The 18,673-nt window shown below is 56.2% G+C and carries 21 protein-coding genes; 16 read left to right on the top strand and 5 right to left on the bottom strand.

All coding sequences use genetic code 11. The annotated features are described in order from the left end of the window. Positions 1–5 precede the first annotated feature (5 nt). Entirely contained in the window at positions 6–1,142 is a 1,137-nt protein-coding gene (gene rlmG, locus UR289_RS08725) for a 23S rRNA (guanine(1835)-N(2))-methyltransferase RlmG (protein ID WP_010435862.1), read from the bottom strand. Positions 1,143–1,225: 83 nt separating this feature from the next. Here rlmG and UR289_RS08720 point away from each other — a divergent pair, with 83 nt between their 5' ends. The 4 genes from UR289_RS08720 (at position 1,226) to sstT (ending at position 5,529) form a co-directional block, all read left to right on the top strand. Further along, the gene (locus UR289_RS08720) at positions 1,226–1,729 is read left to right on the top strand and encodes a YgjP-like metallopeptidase domain-containing protein (protein WP_023333531.1); all 504 of its coding nucleotides are present in this window, start codon (positions 1,226–1,228) and stop codon (positions 1,727–1,729) included. A 70-nt stretch (positions 1,730–1,799) separates the two neighbouring features. Then, positions 1,800–2,798, top strand: coding sequence for a Gfo/Idh/MocA family protein (locus UR289_RS08715; RefSeq protein ID WP_033146716.1), 999 nt, complete (start codon positions 1,800–1,802; stop codon positions 2,796–2,798). Positions 2,799–3,048: 250 nt separating this feature from the next. Continuing rightward, entirely contained in the window at positions 3,049–4,017 is a 969-nt protein-coding gene (locus tag UR289_RS08710) for a TerC family protein (protein ID WP_320709755.1), read from the top strand. Between the two features lie 270 nt (positions 4,018–4,287). Further along, positions 4,288–5,529: a serine/threonine transporter SstT gene (gene sstT, locus UR289_RS08705; RefSeq protein ID WP_029739668.1), complete on the top strand. Its 1,242-nt coding sequence runs from the start codon at positions 4,288–4,290 to the stop codon at positions 5,527–5,529. A gap of 138 nt (positions 5,530–5,667) precedes the next feature. On the opposite strand, the gene UR289_RS08700 is transcribed toward sstT, so the two are convergent. Then, positions 5,668–7,155 (bottom strand): altronate dehydratase family protein, encoded by a 1,488-nt coding sequence (locus tag UR289_RS08700; RefSeq protein WP_320709753.1) that lies wholly within the window; start codon positions 7,153–7,155, stop codon positions 5,668–5,670. Positions 7,156–7,172: 17 nt separating this feature from the next. Next, on the bottom strand, positions 7,173–8,585 hold the full coding sequence (uxaC, locus tag UR289_RS08695) for a glucuronate isomerase (protein ID WP_047060289.1): 1,413 nt from the start codon (positions 8,583–8,585) through the stop codon (positions 7,173–7,175). A gap of 475 nt (positions 8,586–9,060) precedes the next feature. Here uxaC and UR289_RS08690 point away from each other — a divergent pair, with 475 nt between their 5' ends. The 11 genes from UR289_RS08690 to UR289_RS08640 all read left to right on the top strand — a co-directional run bounded on the left by UR289_RS08690 (position 9,061) and on the right by UR289_RS08640 (position 16,388). Then, positions 9,061–10,359: an MFS transporter gene (locus tag UR289_RS08690; RefSeq protein ID WP_023333537.1), complete on the top strand. Its 1,299-nt coding sequence runs from the start codon at positions 9,061–9,063 to the stop codon at positions 10,357–10,359. A gap of 115 nt (positions 10,360–10,474) precedes the next feature. Then, positions 10,475–11,251, top strand: coding sequence for a transcriptional regulator ExuR (gene exuR, locus UR289_RS08685; protein ID WP_320709751.1), 777 nt, complete (start codon positions 10,475–10,477; stop codon positions 11,249–11,251). A gap of 344 nt (positions 11,252–11,595) precedes the next feature. Next, positions 11,596–12,258: a DedA family general envelope maintenance protein YqjA gene (yqjA, locus tag UR289_RS08680; RefSeq protein WP_024906405.1), complete on the top strand. Its 663-nt coding sequence runs from the start codon at positions 11,596–11,598 to the stop codon at positions 12,256–12,258. A 2-nt stretch (positions 12,259–12,260) separates the two neighbouring features. Next, positions 12,261–12,644 carry an EnvZ/OmpR regulon moderator MzrA gene (gene mzrA / locus UR289_RS08675; protein WP_039260467.1) on the top strand — a complete coding sequence of 128 codons (384 nt, stop codon included), beginning with the start codon at positions 12,261–12,263 and terminating at the stop codon, positions 12,642–12,644. Positions 12,645–12,786: 142 nt separating this feature from the next. Then, positions 12,787–13,155 carry a DUF1090 domain-containing protein gene (locus tag UR289_RS08670; protein ID WP_023309291.1) on the top strand — a complete coding sequence of 123 codons (369 nt, stop codon included), beginning with the start codon at positions 12,787–12,789 and terminating at the stop codon, positions 13,153–13,155. A 31-nt stretch (positions 13,156–13,186) separates the two neighbouring features. Beyond that, a complete protein-coding gene (locus UR289_RS08665) occupies positions 13,187–13,492 on the top strand; it encodes a DUF883 family protein (RefSeq protein WP_008503141.1) in 306 nt (101 codons plus the stop codon). Position 13,493: 1 nt separating this feature from the next. Then, positions 13,494–13,886: a phage holin family protein gene (locus UR289_RS08660; RefSeq protein ID WP_023333540.1), complete on the top strand. Its 393-nt coding sequence runs from the start codon at positions 13,494–13,496 to the stop codon at positions 13,884–13,886. 2 nt (positions 13,887–13,888) lie between these two features. Continuing rightward, positions 13,889–14,212: a YqjK-like family protein gene (locus tag UR289_RS08655; protein ID WP_320709747.1), complete on the top strand. Its 324-nt coding sequence runs from the start codon at positions 13,889–13,891 to the stop codon at positions 14,210–14,212. Between the two features lie 253 nt (positions 14,213–14,465). Then, positions 14,466–14,858, top strand: a complete 393-nt coding sequence (locus UR289_RS08650; protein ID WP_023309292.1) for a DoxX family protein — start codon at positions 14,466–14,468, stop codon at positions 14,856–14,858. 71 nt (positions 14,859–14,929) lie between these two features. After that, positions 14,930–15,916: a glutathione S-transferase family protein gene (locus UR289_RS08645; protein ID WP_320709745.1), complete on the top strand. Its 987-nt coding sequence runs from the start codon at positions 14,930–14,932 to the stop codon at positions 15,914–15,916. 106 nt (positions 15,917–16,022) lie between these two features. Next, positions 16,023–16,388, top strand: coding sequence for a DUF805 domain-containing protein (locus UR289_RS08640; protein ID WP_029739660.1), 366 nt, complete (start codon positions 16,023–16,025; stop codon positions 16,386–16,388). A 46-nt stretch (positions 16,389–16,434) separates the two neighbouring features. Here UR289_RS08640 and UR289_RS08635 read toward each other — a convergent pair whose 3' ends face one another. Further along, positions 16,435–17,337 (bottom strand): LysR family transcriptional regulator, encoded by a 903-nt coding sequence (locus UR289_RS08635; protein WP_236902202.1) that lies wholly within the window; start codon positions 17,335–17,337, stop codon positions 16,435–16,437. Between the two features lie 104 nt (positions 17,338–17,441). Between UR289_RS08635 and UR289_RS08630 the strand changes: the two genes are divergently transcribed. Beyond that, a complete protein-coding gene (locus UR289_RS08630) occupies positions 17,442–18,143 on the top strand; it encodes a pirin family protein (RefSeq protein ID WP_023309295.1) in 702 nt (233 codons plus the stop codon). A 90-nt stretch (positions 18,144–18,233) separates the two neighbouring features. Here the strand turns inward: UR289_RS08630 and UR289_RS08625 are convergent, their stop codons facing one another. Further along, positions 18,234–18,644, bottom strand: a complete 411-nt coding sequence (locus UR289_RS08625) for a Spy/CpxP family protein refolding chaperone (RefSeq protein ID WP_320709743.1) — start codon at positions 18,642–18,644, stop codon at positions 18,234–18,236. Positions 18,645–18,673 lie beyond the last annotated feature (29 nt).

The following is an 18,673-nucleotide window of genomic DNA, read 5'->3' as shown; positions in this document are numbered from 1 at the left end:
CAATCTTAACGACGACGTCCCAGCTTCACCGCCTTCAGCACCACGAATTTATTGTTCGTCGCAACGGTGACGCAGTTGCCGAAAATCTTCTTCAGCTTGTGGAAGTAGTCCAGGTGGCGGTTCGCCACGATGTACAGCTCGCCGTTGATTTTCAGGCAGCGGCGCGCGTGGTGGAACATCTCCCACGCGACGTTATCCGTCAGGGCGTGCTTCTGGTGGAACGGCGGGTTGCAGAACACGGCGTTGAAGCGGAACGGCTCTACGCCGGACAGCGCGTTGTTGATCATAAACTCGCAGCGGTCCAGCGCTTCAGGCATGTTGGTTTCCACGTTCAGACGGCTGGAGGCCACCGCCATTGGCGACTCGTCGCTGAACACCACGCTGGCGTCCGGGTTCTTCGCCAGCAGCGTCAGGCCAATCACGCCGTTACCGCAGCCCAGATCGACAATCTCACCTTCCAGATTTTCCGGCAGATGTTCCATAAAGAAACGCGCCCCGATATCCAGCCCGGTGCGGGAGAAGACGTTCGCATGGTTGTGGATGGTCCAGTCGGTGCCTTCCAGCTTCCAGCTCAGCGTCTCCGGCGCGTCGGCCAGCTCCGGCGCGCTGAAGGTGCAGTTGATCAGGCGCGCTTTTTTCCAGGCCAGCGTCGTGGTGGTCGGGCCGAGGACTTTCTCGAACAGCTCGAGCGTCGAGGTGTGAATATCGCGCGCTTTAGCGCCCGCGATAATGCGCGTTTCCGGCGTCACGACCTTACGCAGCGCGCGCAGCTGTTGCTCCAGCAGCGCCATGGTTTTTGGCACTTTGATCAGCACCACGCCCGGCGCCTGCGGGTAGTCCGCGGTGCTGTCAAGGAACTTCACGCTGGACTCTTCGATGTCGTTATGGCGCAGGTTTTCACGCGTCGCCAGCTCGCTCAGGTAGGAATCGCCGATGCTGTATGGCGTGTGCTCCGCCAGGGCGCAGCCCAGCGCGCCAAAGGCGTCATTCAGGATCAAAACCGGGCCGCGGATTTCAGTCTCATCCAACTGCTGCAGCAGATATTCATCTGCCGCTTCCCACGCCATGAGCGGGTTAACGTCGTCCGTTTCCGGGAAACGTTTAAGGTTGAGTGAACGGAAACCGTTGTCTAAGTGGCTCATCGGCCCTCCTGAATGGTAAAATTTGGCGTATCCCTGAAAAGGGTGCGTGAGTATACCCGTTTTCGCATTAATTTGGGCTTTTGATGAACCAACTTACTTATCTCCAGGGCTATCCGGAGCATTTACTGACTCAGGTTCGCAGCCTGATTGCCGAGCAGAAGCTCGGCGCGGTGCTGGAAAAACGCTATCCCGGTACGCACGATTTCGCGACCGATAAGGCCCTCTGGCAGTATACGCAGGATCTGAAAAGCCGGTATCTGAAGAGCGCGCCGCCGATCAACAAGGTGATGTACGACAACAAGATCCACGTGCTGAAAAACGCGCTCGGCCTGCACACCGCCATCTCCCGCGTACAGGGTGGCAAGCTGAAAGCGAAGGCCGAAATCCGCGTCGCGACGGTTTTCCGTAACGCGCCGGAAGCCTTTCTGCGGATGATCGTCGTCCACGAGCTGGCACACCTGAAAGAGAAAGAGCACGACAAAGCGTTCTATTCCCTGTGCTGCCACATGGAGCCGCAGTACCACCAGCTGGAGTTTGATACCCGCCTGTGGCTTACGCATTTATCGTTAAATGGTAATGCGGAATAGCGCACGCGAATTGTCATGATGACGTGCTACAGTGGCTAAAGGTTCCCCGCTACGGAGTACGTAAACGTTTATGATACGTTTCGCAGTCATTGGTACGAACTGGATCACGCGCCAGTTCGTCGACGCCGCCCACGAAACCGGCAAACTTAAGCTTACCGCAGTCTATTCCCGCAGCCTTGAGCAGGCGCAGAGTTTTGCCAACGATTACCTCGTTGAGCATCTCTTCACTTCGCTTGATGACATGGCGCAAAGCGACGCCATTGACGCGGTGTATATCGCCAGCCCGAACTCCCTGCACTTCCCGCAAACGAAGCTGTTCCTCAGTCATAAAAAGCATGTGATTTGCGAGAAGCCGCTGGCGTCAAATATTGAGGAAGTGGAAGCGGCCATTGCGCTTGCCCGCGAAAACCAGGTGGTGCTGTTCGAAGCGTTCAAAACCGCCAGCCTGCCGAATTTCCTGCTGCTGCAGCAGTCCCTGCCGAAAATTGGCAAGGTGCGTAAAGCCTTTATTAACTACTGCCAGTACTCGTCGCGCTATCAGCGCTATCTGGACGGCGAGAACCCGAACACCTTTAACCCGGCGTTTTCGAACGGCTCGATTATGGATATCGGTTTCTATTGCCTGGCCTCTGCCGTGGCCCTGTGGGGCGAACCGCACGGCGTCAGCGCCACCGCCAGCCTGCTGGAGAGCGGCGTGGATGCGCACGGTGTAGCGGTGCTGGATTACGGTGATTTCAGCGTCACGCTGCAGCACTCCAAGGTGAGCGATTCCGTGCTGCCGAGCGAAATTCAGGGCGAAGCGGGCTCGCTGGTTATTGAGAAGATCTCCGAGTGCCAGAAAGTGAGCTTTGTGCCGCGCGGCGGCAAAGCGCAGGAGCTGACGCAGCCTCAGCATATTAACACTATGCTCTATGAGGCAGAGGTCTTCGCCCGTCTGGTGGAAGACAACGAAGTGAATCACCCCGGCCTCGCGGTGAGCCGCACCACGGCGAAGCTGCAAACGGAGATCCGTCGCCAGACCGGCGTGGTATTCCCGGCAGACGGCGTGAGCGCGGAAGCGATCGCGTAAAGCTGTGTAATGAAACGGCGCAGACCATTGACGAAACCAATGGTCTGACATATTTTGTTACCTGCAAAGGGGAGTAACTTCTTCGCCGGTGGATCGTCATTACGATGCGTTAAACACGCATCCGGTCGCCGGGCAACCTTCGTGGTTGTAAGTGAGACCTTGCCGGAAGGCGAGGTCTATGCATAAAAAGCTAACGGCTATCGTCTTCTGACCATGGCCGTTTTTGTTTTTTATGTGTAAGGAAAATAGTATGCATTCTGTCGGCACTCCAATGTTGTGGGGCGGATTCGCGGTTGTCGTGCTCATCATGCTGGCGATCGACCTCTTTTTGCAGGGCCGTCGCGGCGCGCACGGCATGAGCATCAAACAGGCTGCGGCCTGGTCTCTGGTGTGGGTCACCCTCTCCCTGCTGTTTTGTGCCGCCTTCTGGTGGTACCTGGCCTCGACCGAAGGCCGCGCGGTGGCCGACCCTCAGGCGCTCGCCTTCCTCACCGGTTATCTGATTGAAAAAGCCCTGGCGGTTGATAACGTCTTCGTCTGGCTGATGCTGTTCAGCTACTTTGCCGTGCCTGCTGCCCTGCAGCGAAGCGTGCTGGTGTATGGCGTGCTGGGCGCGATTATCCTGCGTACCATCATGATCTTCGCTGGCAGCTGGCTGATTACCCAGTTCGAATGGCTGCTGTACGTCTTTGGCGCGTTCCTGCTGTTCACCGGGGTCAAAATGGCGCTGGCGAAAGAAGACGGCTCCGCGATTGGCGATCGCCCGCTGGTGAAGTGGATCCGTGGGCATCTTCGCATGACCGACAAGATCGAGAGCGAGCACTTCTTCGTGCGCAAGAACGGCCTGCTGTTCGCCACCCCGCTGCTGCTGGTACTGATTCTGGTTGAGCTGAGCGACGTGATTTTCGCGGTGGACAGTATTCCGGCGATCTTCGCGGTGACCACCGACCCGTTCATCGTCCTGACGTCTAACCTGTTCGCCATTCTCGGCCTGCGTGCGATGTACTTCCTGCTGGCAGGCGCGGCGGAGCGCTTCTCGATGCTGAAGTACGGTCTGTCGGTGATCCTGGTGTTTATCGGTATCAAGATGTTGATCGTCGATTTCTACCATATCCCGATCGCCATTTCGCTCGGCGTGGTGTTTGGCATTCTGATCGTGACGCTGATTATCAATACCTGGGTTAACCGCCAGCACGATAAGAAGCAGCAGGTGGAGTAAAACGTTCGGTGCGGACTGATGCCCTCACCCCGCCCCTCTCCCACAGGGAGAGGGGGAAATGCAATGTAGGCGGGTAAGCGTAGCGCCACCCGGCATTTTCGTTAATCAATAGTTAAAAAACATGACGCAACACGTAAAATCCAGCATTTTACGCTTCCTTCCTTTCGCGCATTCCCTATACTCGACCAGGCAAACATTTACTTACATCCGGACATAAATGTGACTAAGAGCACATCCGGGATGGAACGCAATTTCACTCAGGAAATACGTATGAGCACACAATCAAGCGGACTGTTCGCGCGCCTGGCGCAGGGCAGCCTCGTTAAACAAATTCTGGTCGGGCTGGTGCTGGGTATTCTGCTGGCGATGGTGTCAAAACCTGCTGCGGAGGCTACGGGGCTGCTCGGGACCCTTTTCGTTGGCGCACTGAAGGCCGTGGCACCGGTACTGGTTCTGATGCTGGTCATGGCGTCAATTGCCAACCACCAGCACGGACAAAAAACCAACATTCGCCCCATTCTGTTCCTGTATCTGCTGGGAACCTTCTCGGCTGCCTTAACGGCCGTGGTGTTTAGCTTCCTGTTCCCGTCCACGCTGCACCTGACCAGCGCGGCCGGTGACATCACGCCGCCATCCGGCATTGTCGAAGTGCTTCGCGGACTGCTGATGAGCATGGTTTCTAACCCCATCACCGCGCTGATGAGCGGAAACTACATTGGCATCCTGGTCTGGGCGATTGGTCTGGGCTTCGCGCTGCGTCACGGTAACGACACCACGAAAAACCTGGTCAACGATCTGTCCAACGCCGTGACCTTTATGGTGAAGCTGGTGATTCGCTTTGCGCCAATCGGTATTTTCGGGCTGGTCTCCTCTACGCTTGCAACCACCGGTTTCGACGCGCTGTGGGGCTACGCGCAGCTGCTGGTTGTACTGGTCGGCTGTATGCTGCTGGTGGCGCTGGTGATCAACCCGCTGCTGGTGTTCTGGCAGATCCGCCGCAACCCGTATCCGCTGGTGCTGACCTGCCTGCGCGAAAGCGGCGTGTATGCCTTCTTCACCCGCAGCTCTGCGGCGAACATTCCGGTTAACATGGCGCTGGCGGAGAAGCTGAACCTGGACCGCGATACCTATTCCGTGTCGATCCCACTGGGCGCAACCGTGAACATGGCGGGCGCGGCAATCACCATTACCGTTCTGACCCTGGCGGCGGTGCATACGCTGGGCATTCCGGTGGATCTGCCAACCGCATTGCTGCTGAGCGTGGTGGCGTCACTGTGTGCCTGTGGCGCATCCGGCGTAGCGGGCGGTTCGCTGCTGCTGATCCCGCTGGCGTGTAATATGTTCGGCATCCCGAACGAGATTGCGATGCAGGTTGTGGCCGTCGGCTTTATCATCGGCGTGCTGCAGGACTCCTGCGAAACCGCGCTGAACTCCTCTACCGACGTGCTGTTTACCGCAGCGGCCTGTCAGGCGGAAGACGCGCGTTTAGCGAAGAACGCCCTGCGCAGTTAACAACAAAAGCCCGGTGGCGGCTACGCCTTACCGGGCCTACAGGGTAAATGCAAAACGGCAACCAACGGTTGCCGTTTTTAGTGTTTGTACCCTCTCCCCGTGGGAGAGGGTCAGGGTGAGGGCATCAGGCCGCACCGATTAAAGCGTCACACCACTCTTAAAGATCGCCAGCTCGCGGAAGTCGTTCTTCTCGTTACAGGTCTGCCTGCCGTTAGCAAATTCCACGATAGTATCCACGAACTCCGTCAGCAGCTGCGGCATCGCTTTGCCGTGAATCAGCTGGCCCGCATCAAAGTCGATCCAATGCTTTTTCTTTGCCGCCAGCTCGCTGTTGGTAGCGATTTTCACCGTCGGCACAAAACCACCGTACGGCGTGCCGCGACCGGTACTGAACAGCACCATATGACAGCCAGCACCCGCCAGCGCGCTGGTGGCGACCGCATCGTTGCCCGGTGCGCTCAGCAGGTTCAGACCGTGGGTTTTCAGGCGCTCGCCGTAGCGCAGAACGTCGACCACCTGGCTCGCGCCCGCTTTCTGAGTGCAGCCGAGGGATTTCTCTTCCAGCGTGGTGATCCCGCCCGCTTTGTTGCCCGGCGACGGGTTCTCGTAAATCGGCTGATTGTGGGCGATGAAGTACTGTTTGAAGTCGTTCACCATGGTGACGGTCTTCTCAAAGGTTTCTTCGTCGCGGCAGTGGCTCATCAGAATACGCTCCGCGCCGAACATTTCCGGCACTTCGGTCAACACCGTCGTGCCGCCGTTGGCAATCACGTAATCCGAGAAGCGGCCCAGCATCGGGTTAGCGGTAATGCCGGAAAGGCCATCTGACCCGCCGCACTCCAGCCCAAACTTCAGCTCGCTCAGCTTGCCCGGCTCGCGCCTGTCGTGGCGCATCACCTCATAAAGCTGGTGAAGCTGTTCAACGCCCGCTTCCACTTCATCGTCCTGATGCTGGCACACCATAAAATGCACGCGCTCAGGATCGAACTCGCCCAGCGTGTCGCGGAAGGCGTCCACCTGATTGTTCTCGCAGCCCAGGCCAATCACCAGCACCGCGCCCGCATTCGGATGACGCACCATGTTTTGCAGCATGGTGCGGGTGTTAATGTGGTCGTCACCGAGCTGGGAACAGCCGTAGGTGTGGCTGAACAGATGCACGCCGTCAGTCCCTTCGGCGTTGTTGGTCTCTTTCAGGAAGCGCGTCTGGATCTGGCGCGCAATTCCGTTGACGCAGCCGACGGTCGGGAGGATCCACAGCTCGTTGCGGATCCCCACGGCACCGTTGGCGCGACGGTAGATCTGCACCTCACGATCCGCCGCCTGACGCTCTTCCGCCGGTAAATCAGGTTGATAGCTGTACTCGTCCAGATCGCTCAGATTGGTGCGGGTATTGTGTGAGTGAATGTATTCACCCGGCGCAATATCCGCCAGCGCATGGCCGATGGGCAAACCGTACTTCACCACGTTCTCCCCTTTCGCAATGGGGATCAGGGCAAACTTGTGTCCACGGACGATCGCCTGACGCAGGGTGACGCTCTGGTTATCAACGGTCACCACGTCGCCTTCAGCGAGATCCGTCAGCGCGACGGCCACGTTATCCAGCGGATGGATTTTGATGTATTGCATATCAACCTCAAACGGCCTTAGTTCAGTTCAATGGCGAAGTAGTCACGCGCATTGTTAAAGCAGATGTTTCTCACCATTTCGCCCAGCAGCTGGATATCCGCTGGCGCTTCGCCCGCGTGTACCCAGCGGCCAATCATCTGGCACAGAATGCGGCGGAAATATTCATGACGGGTATAGGACAGGAAGCTGCGGCTGTCGGTCAGCATGCCGACAAAGCGGCTCAGCAGGCCCAGCTGCGCGAGCTGCGTCATCTGACGCTCCATGCCATCTTTCTGATCGTTAAACCACCAGCCGGAACCGAACTGCATCTTGCCCGGCATCCCTTCGCCCTGGAAGTTACCGACCATGGTACCCAGCACTTCGTTATCGCGCGGGTTCAGGCAGTACAGGATGGTTTTAGGCAGCAGGTTTTGTTCGTTCTGTTTGCTCAGCAGTTTTGACAGCTCTTCCGCCAGCGGACGATCGTTGATGGAGTCGAAGCCCACGTCAGCACCGAGCAGTTTGAACTGGCGCTGGTTATTATTGCGTAGCGCGCCGATATGGTACTGCTGTACCCAGCCGCGACGCGCGTATTCCGCACCGAGGAATACCAGCACCGCCGTTTTAAACTGCGCCACTTCGTGTTCGCTTAAGCCTTCACCAGAGAGACGACGCGCCAGAATGCTGTCCAGCTCGGCTTCGTTTGATTCCGCAAACAGCACCACGTCCAGCGCGTGGTCAGACACTTTACAGCCGTGCGCCGCGAAGTGATCCAGACGTTTGGTCAGCGCGGTTTGCAGGTCAGCGAAACGACGGATGTCGGTATCCGACACTTCCGCCAGCTTCGCCATGTAGTCGGTGAAGGTGGCCTGCTCAATGTTGAAGGCTTTGTCCGGGCGCCAGCTTGGCAGCACTTTGATATCAAAAGAGGTGTCTTTCGCGACAACGGCATGATGCTCCAGGGAGTCGATCGGATCGTCGGTAGTGCCCACCATCTTCACGTTCATCTGCTTCATGATGCCGCGCGCGGAGAAGTTATCCTGCGCCAGCAGCGCGTTGCAGCGATCCCAGATTTCATCCGCGGTCGTTGGGGAAAGCAACTTGCCGGTGATGCCAAACGGACGGCGGAGCTCAAGATGGGTCCAGTGGTAGAGCGGGTTGCCGATGGTGTGCGGAACGGTTGCCGCCCAGGCATCAAACTTCTCGCGGTCGGTCGCATCGCCGGTACACAGACGCTCCGCCACGCCGTTGGTGCGCATGGCACGCCATTTGTAGTGGTCACCCTTCAGCCAGATGTCATACAGGTTTTTGAAGCGATAATTTTCGGCAACCTGCTGCGGCGGTAAATGGCAGTGGTAGTCGAAAATCGGCTGGTCTTTTGCGTAGTCGTGGTACAGGCGGCGAGCAAATTCGGTATCTAACAGAAAATCTTCGGTCATAAACGGCGTCATTATCGTCTTCCTCATTACGGGAGCGCAGAAAGCGTATGTTCATATGCTGCAAAGTTATCACACCAATTTCCACCAACCGAAGCTTTTTTCGTGAGTGAGATCAATAAACGCCAACAAATAAATTACCCTCAATGAAGCAAACCCTTCTGCAGGCCGCGCCAATACTGGCTTTGCGGGCGACGATTAATGTCCCCACAAAGAATCATACATTTGTGATGTCACTCACCTTTTAAAGTTGTATGACAAGTTATCTTTTCGCCGTCGCAAACACTCAGCCGACGGAATGCATTACCGGTGTGAGAGACATCGGGTTTAACGGTACGGATACCGACTTATGCACGCTTACTTATGGCAAGGTTCGGGCCGTTCCGGGACATGCTCCTGGTTACGCCCCTCCCGTTACACAACTGCTCCCGGAAACGGTTGAGAGGTTGCCGTGCTCTGGCGCGGAAATAACATAACGATGAGGTTTTAGATGCGTAAAATTAAAGGGTTACGTTGGTATATGATCGCACTGGTGACGTTAGGCACCGTGCTGGGCTACCTGACGCGTAACACCGTGGCAGCAGCAGCGCCAACGTTGATGGAAGAGCTGCATATCTCCACGCAGCAATACTCCTACATCATTGCCGCCTATTCCGCGGCGTATACCATCATGCAGCCTGTGGCGGGCTACGTGCTGGATATTCTCGGTACCAAAATCGGTTATGCCTTCTTCGCCATCGCCTGGGCGGTGTTCTGCGGTGCAACCGCGCTGGCAGGCAGCTGGGGTGGACTGGCGCTGGCGCGCGGTGCGGTCGGTGCGGCTGAAGCCGCGATGATCCCGGCGGGCCTCAAGGCCAGCTCCGAGTGGTTCCCGGCGAAAGAGCGTTCCATTGCCGTCGGCTACTTCAACGTGGGCTCGTCCATTGGGGCGATGATAGCGCCGCCGCTGGTGGTGTGGGCCATCGTGATGCACAGCTGGCAGATGGCGTTCATCATATCAGGCGTGCTGAGCTTCGCCTGGGCGATGGCGTGGCTGATTTTCTACAAACACCCGCGCGATCAGAAAAAACTCTCCGAAGAAGAACGTGAATACATCATTGGCGGTCAGGAAGCGCAGCATCAGACCAACAACGGCAAAAAAATGACCGTCTGGCAGATCCTGGGCACCCGTCAGTTCTGGGGTATCGCCCTGCCGCGTTTCCTGGCTGAACCGGCCTGGGGTACCTTTAACGCGTGGATCCCCCTGTTCATGTTTAAAGTTTACGGCTTTAACCTGAAAGAGATCGCGATGTTCGCCTGGATGCCCATGCTGTTCGCTGACCTGGGCTGTATCGTGGGCGGCTACCTGCCACCGCTGTTCCAGCGCTGGTTTGGCGTGAACCTGATCGTTTCCCGTAAGATGGTGGTGACCATGGGCGCGCTGCTGATGATCGGCCCTGGCATGATCGGCCTGTTCACCAGCCCGTACGTTGCCATTGCCCTGCTGTGCATCGGTGGCTTTGCGCACCAGTCCCTGTCCGGCGCGCTGATTACGCTCTCGTCTGACGTCTTTGGTCGTAACGAAGTGGCAACCGCCAACGGCCTGACCGGTATGGCCGCCTGGACCGCGAGCACCATGTTTGCACTGGTGGTCGGCGCGCTGGCGGATACCATCGGCTTCAGCCCGCTGTTCGCGGTGCTGGCGATCTTCGACCTGATGGGTGCGGTGGTTATCTGGACGGTGCTGAAAAGCAAATCCGCAGAAGAGCTGGCGAAAGAGTCCCTCGGGAAACCGGCGACGCAGAGTTAGCGAAAATACGTTTCGCCGAAGCCGCCTCCGGGCGGCTTTTTTAATGGCAAAATCTGGAGAGTGGCACGCAAAAGTGGTATAACAAATCATCTGCCGTACCCTGCCTGGAGCGCATATGGAAATCACCGAACCACGTCGTTTGTATCAACAACTTGCTGCGGAGCTGAAAGATCGCATCGAGCAAGGGGTCTATCTTGTCGGTGATAAACTTCCCGCCGAGCGCTTTATCGCGGATGAAAAAAGCGTCAGCCGCACGGTGGTGCGTGAAGCGATTATCATGCTGGAAGTGGAAGGCTACGTTGAGGTACGCAAAGGCTCCGGCATTCACGTGATTTCTAATCTGCCGAAACACTCTCCCGTCGCGGACGAAAGTCTGGAATTCGCCAGCTATGGCCCGTTTGAGCTGCTCCAGGCTCGCCAGCTGATCGAAAGCAATATTGCTGAGTTTGCGGCGACGCAGGTGACCAAGCAGGACATCATGAAGCTGATGGAGATCCAGGAGAATGCCCGTAAGGAAAAATGTTTCCGCGATTCAGAGTGGGATCTGCAGTTCCACGTTCAGGTCGCCCTGGCAACCCAAAATACGGCGCTGGCGGCAATCGTTGAAAAAATGTGGACTCAGCGCGTTCACAACCCGTACTGGAAAAAACTGCACGACCATATCGATTCCCGTACCGTCGACAACTGGTGCGACGATCACGACCAAATCCTTAAGGCGCTGATTCGTAAAGATCCGCATGCCGCCAAGCTGGCGATGTGGCAGCACCTGGAAAACACCAAGCAGATGCTGTTCAACGAAACCAGCGATGACTTCGAATTTAACGCTGACCGCTATCTTTTTGCCGATAATCCGGTTGTTCATCTCGATACGGCTTCCAGTGCCACAAAATAGATGACCTTTCTGCTGGCAGGCGCTACGTCGCGCCTTCCGGCTTACAGGAGTAAGCAAAACATATATAGTGTCAGCCTTTGTAAATCCCCTCGCTCACTTCCTGGGCTTACGCCAAAATCAACTCACCCCTGCAAATTCTGTGACGCAGAACGTTGGGCTTTGTTACAATTGGATTCAATTCCTTATTTTGTAAGTTAGTGCTTGCTAACCAGCCAATTAACAGGGAACAGTGTTGGCCACACCGCAATGTGTCCGCGAGCGACCATAATGAAATCACAACAATGTCGCCGTGCTGTTTGTCCCGGATAACAGGCGTGACGTTAACCGATTTCCAGGAACACTGAATGGAACTTTTGACCCAACTACTGCATGCCCTCTGGGCGCAGGATTTTGAAACGCTGGCCAACCCTTCCATGATTGGCATGCTCTATTTCGTCTTGTTTATGATCCTGTTCCTTGAGAACGGTTTGCTGCCTGCAGCCTTCCTGCCCGGTGACAGTTTGCTGGTGCTTGTCGGCGTGCTGTGTGCCAAAGGGGCGATGGCGTTTCCACACACCATTTTATTACTGACCGTTGCGGCCAGCCTCGGCTGCTGGGTGAGTTATATCCAGGGACGATGGCTGGGCAATACCCGGATCGTCCAGAACTGGCTCTCTCATCTTCCCGCGCATTATCACCAGCGGGCGCACCACCTTTTCCACAAGCACGGGCTTTCCGCGCTGCTGATTGGCCGCTTTATCGCCTTTGTTCGCACCCTGCTGCCGACCATTGCCGGTCTGTCGGGGTTGAGCAGCACGCGCTTCCAGTTCTTTAACTGGATGAGCGGCCTGCTATGGGTGCTTATTCTGACGACGCTCGGCTATGCGCTGGGTAAAACGCCGGTCTTTATGAAATATGAAGACCAGCTGATGTCCTGCCTGATGCTGCTGCCTGTGGTTCTGCTGGTCTTCGGCCTGATTGGCTCACTGGTTGTCCTGTGGAAGAAGAAATACGGAGCCAGAGGCTAACGATGGCTATCTCACCGCTCGCCCTGCGCCGTTTTGCCGTTGCCGTGATTACGCTGATCGTCCTCAGCGCCATGCTGCTGGCATGGAGCGCGCTTTCGCATCAGGAATCGACGCTGGCTATTCGCCCGGTAAACCAGGGCGCCAGCGTGCCTGACGGTTTTTCTGTCTGGCATCATCTGGACGCGAACGGGATCCGCTTTAAGAGCATTACCCCGCAGGACGATGTTTTACTGATCAAGTTTGATTCCCGTGCGCAAAGTGCCGCCGCGAAAGTGGTTCTCGACCGTACCCTGCCGCACGGGTATATCATTGCCCAGCAGGAAGATGACAGCCAGCCTGCAGCCTGGCTGTCATTGATTCGCGATACGTCGCATCGGTTTGGATAACTTCCAGGATTCCGAATCTTTTCACTCACTTTGGTGAATCCCCCGTTTACTTACTATGCTTAAGTACGCGGAGCACCCCTCGATGTACTCCGCATAACTTTGGATAGCGGCTAACGCCGCAACACAATGGAAGGTTTCGATAATGAAATTCCGCATGACTCTGGCTCTGGCCCTTTTTTCTTTAAGCACAGCATCCTTCGCAAACTCTCTCTGTCAGGAGAAAGAACAGGATATTCAGCGTGAGATCGGTTATGCCGAAAAGCATAACAATCAGCACCGTGTTGATGGTCTTAAAAAAGCGCTGAGCGAAGTGAAAGCGAACTGTTCAGACAGCAAGCTTCGTGCCGACCACAAGAAGAAAATCGCTGAACAGAAGGACGAGATAGCCGAGCGCCGTCGCGACCTGCAGGAAGCGAAAGAGAAAGGAGATGCGGAAAAAATTGCTAAGCGCGAGAAGAAGTTGAAAGAAGCGCAGGATGACCTGAAAGCGCTGGAAGCTCGCGATTATTGAGTTAACGGAAATCTCAACAGGAGAGAGAATCATGTCAAAAGATACGACGTCTGAACATCTGCGCGCTGAACTGAAATCCCTGGCCGATACCCTTGAAGAGGTGCTGAACTCCTCTGCTGACAAGTCAAAAGAAGAGGTCAGCAAGCTGCGCAGCAAGGCGGAGCAGGCGCTGAAAGAGAGCCGCTATCGCCTGGGTGAAACCGGTGATGCGCTGGCGAAACAGACCCGCGAAGCGGCTGCGCGCGCGGACGAATATGTGCGTGATAATCCATGGACGGGTGTAGGGATTGGTGCCGCAGTGGGTGTGGTACTGGGTGTCCTTCTGACGCGTCGTTGATATGGAAGATCCTCGTCACGCACAAGGGCCTGCTAACAACGTCCTCGGCATCGGCCAGCGTATTTTAACGACGCTGGTCGGGATTGCCGAAACGCGCGTCCGGCTGGCAGTGGTGGAGCTGGAAGAGGAGAAAGCGAACCTCTTCCAGATGCTGCTAATGCTCGGGCTGACCATGCTCTTTGCCGCGTTTGGTCTGATGAGCCTGATGGTGTTAATCATCTGGGCCATCGATCCGCAGTATCGTCTTAACGCGATGATTGCCACCACCGTCGTTCTGCTGGTCGCCGCGTTGATAGGCGGTATCTGGACGCTGCGTAAAGCGCGCAAGTCCACTTTCCTGCGCCATACGCGTCAGGAGCTGGCGAACGATCGCGCTCTGCTGGAGGATGACTAGCCGTGAGCGATAAAGCCGAACGTCAAAAGCGAAAAGCGTACCTGTTAAGCCAGATCCAGCAGCAACGGCTGGATCTGTCGGCCAGTCGTCGCGACTGGATTGACGCGACGCGACGGTTTGACCGGGGCTGGAATACCGTTCTGAGCCTGCGTTCGTGGGCGCTGGTCGGCAGCAGCGTGATGGCGATCTGGACGGTTCGTCATCCGAACATGCTGATCCGCTGGGCTCGTCGTGGATTCGGCGCCTGGAGCGCCTGGCGTCTGGTGAAAGCCACGTTACGGCAGCAGCAGCAGCAGCAGCAGCAGCAGCAGCAGCAGCAGCGGTGATAAAAGCAAAACGGTAACCCTGGTTACCGTTTTTTGTTTTTGCGGCCTCTCTCTGCGGGAGAGGGTTGGGATCAGGGCACCAGCGCGCACGCCCCCTTACTCAATATCTTTGAAGAAGATTGACAGTTTTCCTTGCTAACAATTACCACCCGCCCCGTTTATTATCCTCTCCATCGACAGCAACGCCGCGGTATCTACCCGGAATTGCAGACAAATAATGTTCAGCCGCTCATGTGGTTTCCTGGAGAGTAAAATGAAAAAATTAGAAGATGTTGGTGTACTGGTCGCGCGTATTCTGATGCCAATTCTGTTCATCGTGGCAGGTTGGGGAAAAATCACCGGTTATGCGGGTACCCAGCAGTATATGGAAGCCATGGGCGTTCCGGGGTTCCTGCTGCCGCTGACCATTCTTCTTGAGTTCGGCGGCGGCCTGGCGGTACTGTTCGGCTTCCTGACCCGTACTACCGCGCTGTTTACCGCAGGCTTCACCGTGCTGACAGCGTTCATCTTCCACAGCAACTTTGCGGAAGGCGTGAACTCTCTGATGTTCATGAAAAACCTGACCATCGCGGGTGGCTTCCTGCTGCTGGCCGTCACTGGTCCGGGCGCATACAGCATCGACCGCGTTCTGAATAAGAAGTGGTAAGCACGCTATACTGAATGAACACAAAGCGAGGAGACATCTCCTCGCTTTTGCTATCTGACGGAGGAGAAAAAATGGGACAACTCGTAGACGGCGTATGGCAGGATGTCTGGTATGACACCAAATCCACCGGAGGTCGCTTCAAGCGCTCAGTTTCGGCCTTCCGTAACTGGCTGACCGCCGACGGCGCGCCAGGCCCGAGCGGCGAAGGCGGCTTCGCGGCTGAGAAAGACCGTTATCATCTTTATGTTTCGCTTGCCTGCCCGTGGGCACACCGCACGCTGATTGTGCGCAAGCTTAAAGGTCTCGAATCCTTAATTCCGGTTTCGGTCGTGAACCCGCTGATGCTGGAAAACGGCTGGACGTTTGACAGTGATTTCCCCGCGGCGACCGGCGACGATCTCTACCACCACGATTTCCTTTACCAGCTCTATCTTCGCGCCGATCCTCACTACACCGGACGCGTTACCGTGCCGGTGCTGTGGGACAAGAAAAACCAGACGATTGTCAGCAATGAGTCTGCGGAAATCATCCGCATGTTCAATACCGCGTTTGACGCGCACGGCGCCCGTGCCGGAGATTACTATCCGGCTGAGCTGCGTGAGAAAATTGACGAGCTGAACGGCTGGATTTACGACAACGTCAACAACGGTGTCTACAAGGCCGGTTTCGCCACCAGCCAGGAAGCGTATGACGAAGCGGTTGGAAAGGTGTTTGAATCGCTTGAGCGTCTGGAGCAGATCCTGGGGCAGCATCGCTACCTGACGGGCGATCGCCTGACGGAAGCGGACATCCGCCTGTGGACCACGCTGGTTCGCTTCGATCCGGTCTATGTCACCCACTTTAAGTGCGACAAGCACCGCATCAGCGATTACCTGAACCTGCATGGTTTCCTGCGTGACATCTACCAGATGCCGGGTATTGCCGACACGGTCGACTTCGACCATATTCGCACCCACTATTTCCGCAGCCATAAAACCATCAACCCGACGGGTATTATCTCCATTGGGCCGTGGCAGAATCTGGATGAACCTCACGGGCGCGACGTCCGATTTGGATAAATACGAAGGGCATCACCAGATGCCCTTTTTTAATTCACAATCTCCATCTATCCTTACCTCGATCGCTTAGAAAACAAGTGATTGACTGACTAATGAGGCAAGGAAAATGGACTGGTATTTAAAAGTACTGCGTAACTACATTGGATTTGGTGGCCGTGCCCGCCGCAAAGAGTACTGGATGTTCGTTCTGGTGAACTTCATTCTCATTATGGTGCTGGGTATTGTGGATAAAATTCTTGGCTGGGAGCGGGCTGGCGGTGAAGGCGTGCTGACCACCATTTATGGCCTGTTAGTCCTGCTGCCATCGTGGGCGGTGCTGTTCCGTCGACTACACGACACCGATCGTTCAGCGTGGTGGTTATTGCTGCTGTTGATCCCGATTATTGGCTGGATCGTGATTTTGATCTTCAACTGCCAGAGCGGGACGCCGGGCGAAAACCGCTTTGGTCCGGATCCTAAGATCGGTGCATAAAAAAAGCCCGGTGGCGCTTCGCTTACCGGGCCTACCAATTAAGATTTTATTTATTGTATTGCGTGAAAAGCTTCGGAATTTCGCGTAAACACCATGATTTGGCTTCGCCCATGCTGTCACGGCGCCACGCCATAATGATATCCACCTCGTGGCTATATTCAGGGCTGACAACGCGCAGCCGCCCTTCTGCAATGTCTTTTTCGACAAACGGGTACGGCATGGTCGCCACGCCCAGACCGGCCAATAGCGCCTGCCGTTTGTCTTCCAGCGAGGTCACCGTCAGACGAGGCTGTTTATCCAGCAGCTGCACCGTCAGCACCGGACGCTCGCGCGCGGTATCCGCTACCGCCACGCCGCGATACTTCACGCGCGTCACTTCAGAGAGCGGCTCCGGCTCATGGTGAATCGGGTGATTGGGTGCGGCAACATAGACGTTCATCACGCTGTAGAGCTTGCGCGAGTTGATTTCCGATGAGGAACGGAAGTGCATGTCCGGCGCAATCACAATATCCGCCCTGCCCGTTTCCAGACGTTCCCACGCGCCTGCCAGCACTTCGGTGATGATTGACAGCTGCGTATTGGCCTTTGCCGCCAGGCGGTCCACCAGCGGGAACAGCGCTTCAGTCGGCACCAGCGCTTCGGTAACTAACGTCAGATGGGTTTCCCAGCCGCGCGCCAGCGCTTCGGCGTCCGTCGTGAGCTTGTCCGCCGCTTCCAGCAGCACGCGGCCGCGCTCCAGCAGCATTCGCCCCACGTTGGTGAATTTTGTTCGATGACCGGAGCGGTCAAACAGCACCACGTCCAGCTCTTCCTCCAGCTTCTGCATGGTGTAGCTTAGCGCAGACGGAACGCGCCCCAGCTCATCTGCCGCCGCCGCAAAACTGCCGCGCCGGTCAATCGCGTCCATGACGCGAAGCGCCTCAAGCGTCAATGCTCTCTCTTTAGCCATCTCGTTCTCATTCAGGAAATTTGAACATACCGGGCAGAATATCTGGCTAACAATGCAGCGTCCATACCTTTACCATTGTTTTAGTGTAAAGAGAGGTCAAGTTTATGATTACGACAAGAACAGCTAAACAGTGCGGACAAGCCGATTTCGGTTGGCTGCAGGCCCGCTACACCTTTTCCTTTGGACACTACTTTGACCCTAAACTCCTCGGTTACGCTTCACTGCGCGTGCTAAACCAGGAAGTGCTCGCCCCGGGCGCCTCCTTCCAGCCGCGTACGTACCCGAAAGTCGATATCCTGAACCTGATCCTGGAAGGCGAGGCAGAATACCGCGATAGCGAGGGCAATCATGTCCAGGCAAAGGCTGGCGAAGCGTTGTTAATTTCCACTCAGCCGGGCATCAGCTACAGCGAGCATAACCTCAGCAAAGACAAAACGCTGACCCGTATGCAGCTGTGGCTGGACGCCTGCCCCGAGCGGGAAAATCCGCTGGTACAGAAGTTAGATTTAACGGGCGATAAGCAGCAGCTGATTGCATCGCCGGACGGCAGTAAAGGTAGCCTGCAGCTGCGCCAGCAGGTGTGGCTGCACCATATCGAACTGAAGAAAGGTGAACAGGCGAGCTTCCAGCTTCATGGTCCGCGCGCCTATTTACAGTCTATTCACGGTACGGTACATGCGGTGACGCACACGGAAGAGAAAGAAGCGCTCACCTGCGGCGACGGGGCGTTTATTCGTGATGAAGCGAACATCACCCTGGTGGCAGATACGCCGCTTCGCGCGCTGCTGATTGATTTGCCGGTTTAGAGAATGCTCTCACCCTAACCCTCTCCCAATGGGAGAGGGAACCGATCGATCCACGCCAGAATCATCCGGCGCCGTTCGCGACGTACGAAATCACTCTGCCAGCGCGTTAGCCATATCGGTTCTAATCTGCTTACGCTGTTCCGGCGTCAACACCTGGCTGACGTCGAAGTAATATTTCACGCGGTAATAACGGGTCTGCTCTTCAATTTTGCTAAAGGCGGTAAGCTGGCTTTTCACCGTGCTTTCGTCCCATTTATCCGCCTGGAACATGTCGATCAGCGCGCCGTCCTTCACCCCCGTCATCGGGATCTTGCTGACATTTTGTTCCAGCTGCTTATGCAGATCTTCAATCTTTTTAACCTGCTCATTGCTGAGCTTCAGGTGCTGTACCAGCGGATCCTGCGAGGGAGACGGGGCAGCCTCAACGTTCGCGGCCTGTGCCGTAAAACTGCACGCTGCCAGCGAGGCGGCGACCAGCGCAATACGGGTCATTTTCATCATCTTACTGTCCTTACATGCTGTGATAGGGA

It is taken from the genome of Enterobacter sp. 302C9, from assembly GCF_034106085.1.
In the GTDB taxonomy this organism is placed as follows: domain Bacteria; phylum Pseudomonadota; class Gammaproteobacteria; order Enterobacterales; family Enterobacteriaceae; genus Enterobacter; species Enterobacter asburiae_B.
The sequence above is the reverse complement of the archived record's forward strand: the minus strand, read 5'-3'. Positions and strand labels throughout refer to the sequence as shown.

Excerpts from the sequence above, each read along its gene's own strand:
- rlmG (WP_010435862.1), bottom strand. The coding sequence starts at position 1,142 with ATGAGCCACTTAGACAACGGTTTCCGTTCACTCAACCTTAAACGTTTC.
- exuR (WP_320709751.1), top strand. The coding sequence starts at position 10,475 with ATGGAAATCACCGAACCACGTCGTTTGTATCAACAACTTGCTGCGGAG.
- mzrA (WP_039260467.1), top strand. The coding sequence starts at position 12,261 with ATGGCTATCTCACCGCTCGCCCTGCGCCGTTTTGCCGTTGCCGTGATT.
- UR289_RS08625 (WP_320709743.1), bottom strand. The coding sequence starts at position 18,644 with ATGATGAAAATGACCCGTATTGCGCTGGTCGCCGCCTCGCTGGCAGCG.
- sstT (WP_029739668.1), top strand. The coding sequence starts at position 4,288 with ATGAGCACACAATCAAGCGGACTGTTCGCGCGCCTGGCGCAGGGCAGC.
- yqjA (WP_024906405.1), top strand. The coding sequence starts at position 11,596 with ATGGAACTTTTGACCCAACTACTGCATGCCCTCTGGGCGCAGGATTTT.
- UR289_RS08665 (WP_008503141.1), top strand. The coding sequence starts at position 13,187 with ATGTCAAAAGATACGACGTCTGAACATCTGCGCGCTGAACTGAAATCC.
- UR289_RS08670 (WP_023309291.1), top strand. The coding sequence starts at position 12,787 with ATGAAATTCCGCATGACTCTGGCTCTGGCCCTTTTTTCTTTAAGCACA.
- UR289_RS08630 (WP_023309295.1), top strand. The coding sequence starts at position 17,442 with ATGATTACGACAAGAACAGCTAAACAGTGCGGACAAGCCGATTTCGGT.
- uxaC (WP_047060289.1), bottom strand. The coding sequence starts at position 8,585 with ATGACGCCGTTTATGACCGAAGATTTTCTGTTAGATACCGAATTTGCT.
- UR289_RS08720 (WP_023333531.1), top strand. The coding sequence starts at position 1,226 with ATGAACCAACTTACTTATCTCCAGGGCTATCCGGAGCATTTACTGACT.
- UR289_RS08650 (WP_023309292.1), top strand. The coding sequence starts at position 14,466 with ATGAAAAAATTAGAAGATGTTGGTGTACTGGTCGCGCGTATTCTGATG.
- UR289_RS08700 (WP_320709753.1), bottom strand. The coding sequence starts at position 7,155 with ATGCAATACATCAAAATCCATCCGCTGGATAACGTGGCCGTCGCGCTG.
- UR289_RS08710 (WP_320709755.1), top strand. The coding sequence starts at position 3,049 with ATGCATTCTGTCGGCACTCCAATGTTGTGGGGCGGATTCGCGGTTGTC.
- UR289_RS08640 (WP_029739660.1), top strand. The coding sequence starts at position 16,023 with ATGGACTGGTATTTAAAAGTACTGCGTAACTACATTGGATTTGGTGGC.
- UR289_RS08715 (WP_033146716.1), top strand. The coding sequence starts at position 1,800 with ATGATACGTTTCGCAGTCATTGGTACGAACTGGATCACGCGCCAGTTC.
- UR289_RS08660 (WP_023333540.1), top strand. The coding sequence starts at position 13,494 with ATGGAAGATCCTCGTCACGCACAAGGGCCTGCTAACAACGTCCTCGGC.
- UR289_RS08635 (WP_236902202.1), bottom strand. The coding sequence starts at position 17,337 with ATGGCTAAAGAGAGAGCATTGACGCTTGAGGCGCTTCGCGTCATGGAC.
- UR289_RS08645 (WP_320709745.1), top strand. The coding sequence starts at position 14,930 with ATGGGACAACTCGTAGACGGCGTATGGCAGGATGTCTGGTATGACACC.
- UR289_RS08690 (WP_023333537.1), top strand. The coding sequence starts at position 9,061 with ATGCGTAAAATTAAAGGGTTACGTTGGTATATGATCGCACTGGTGACG.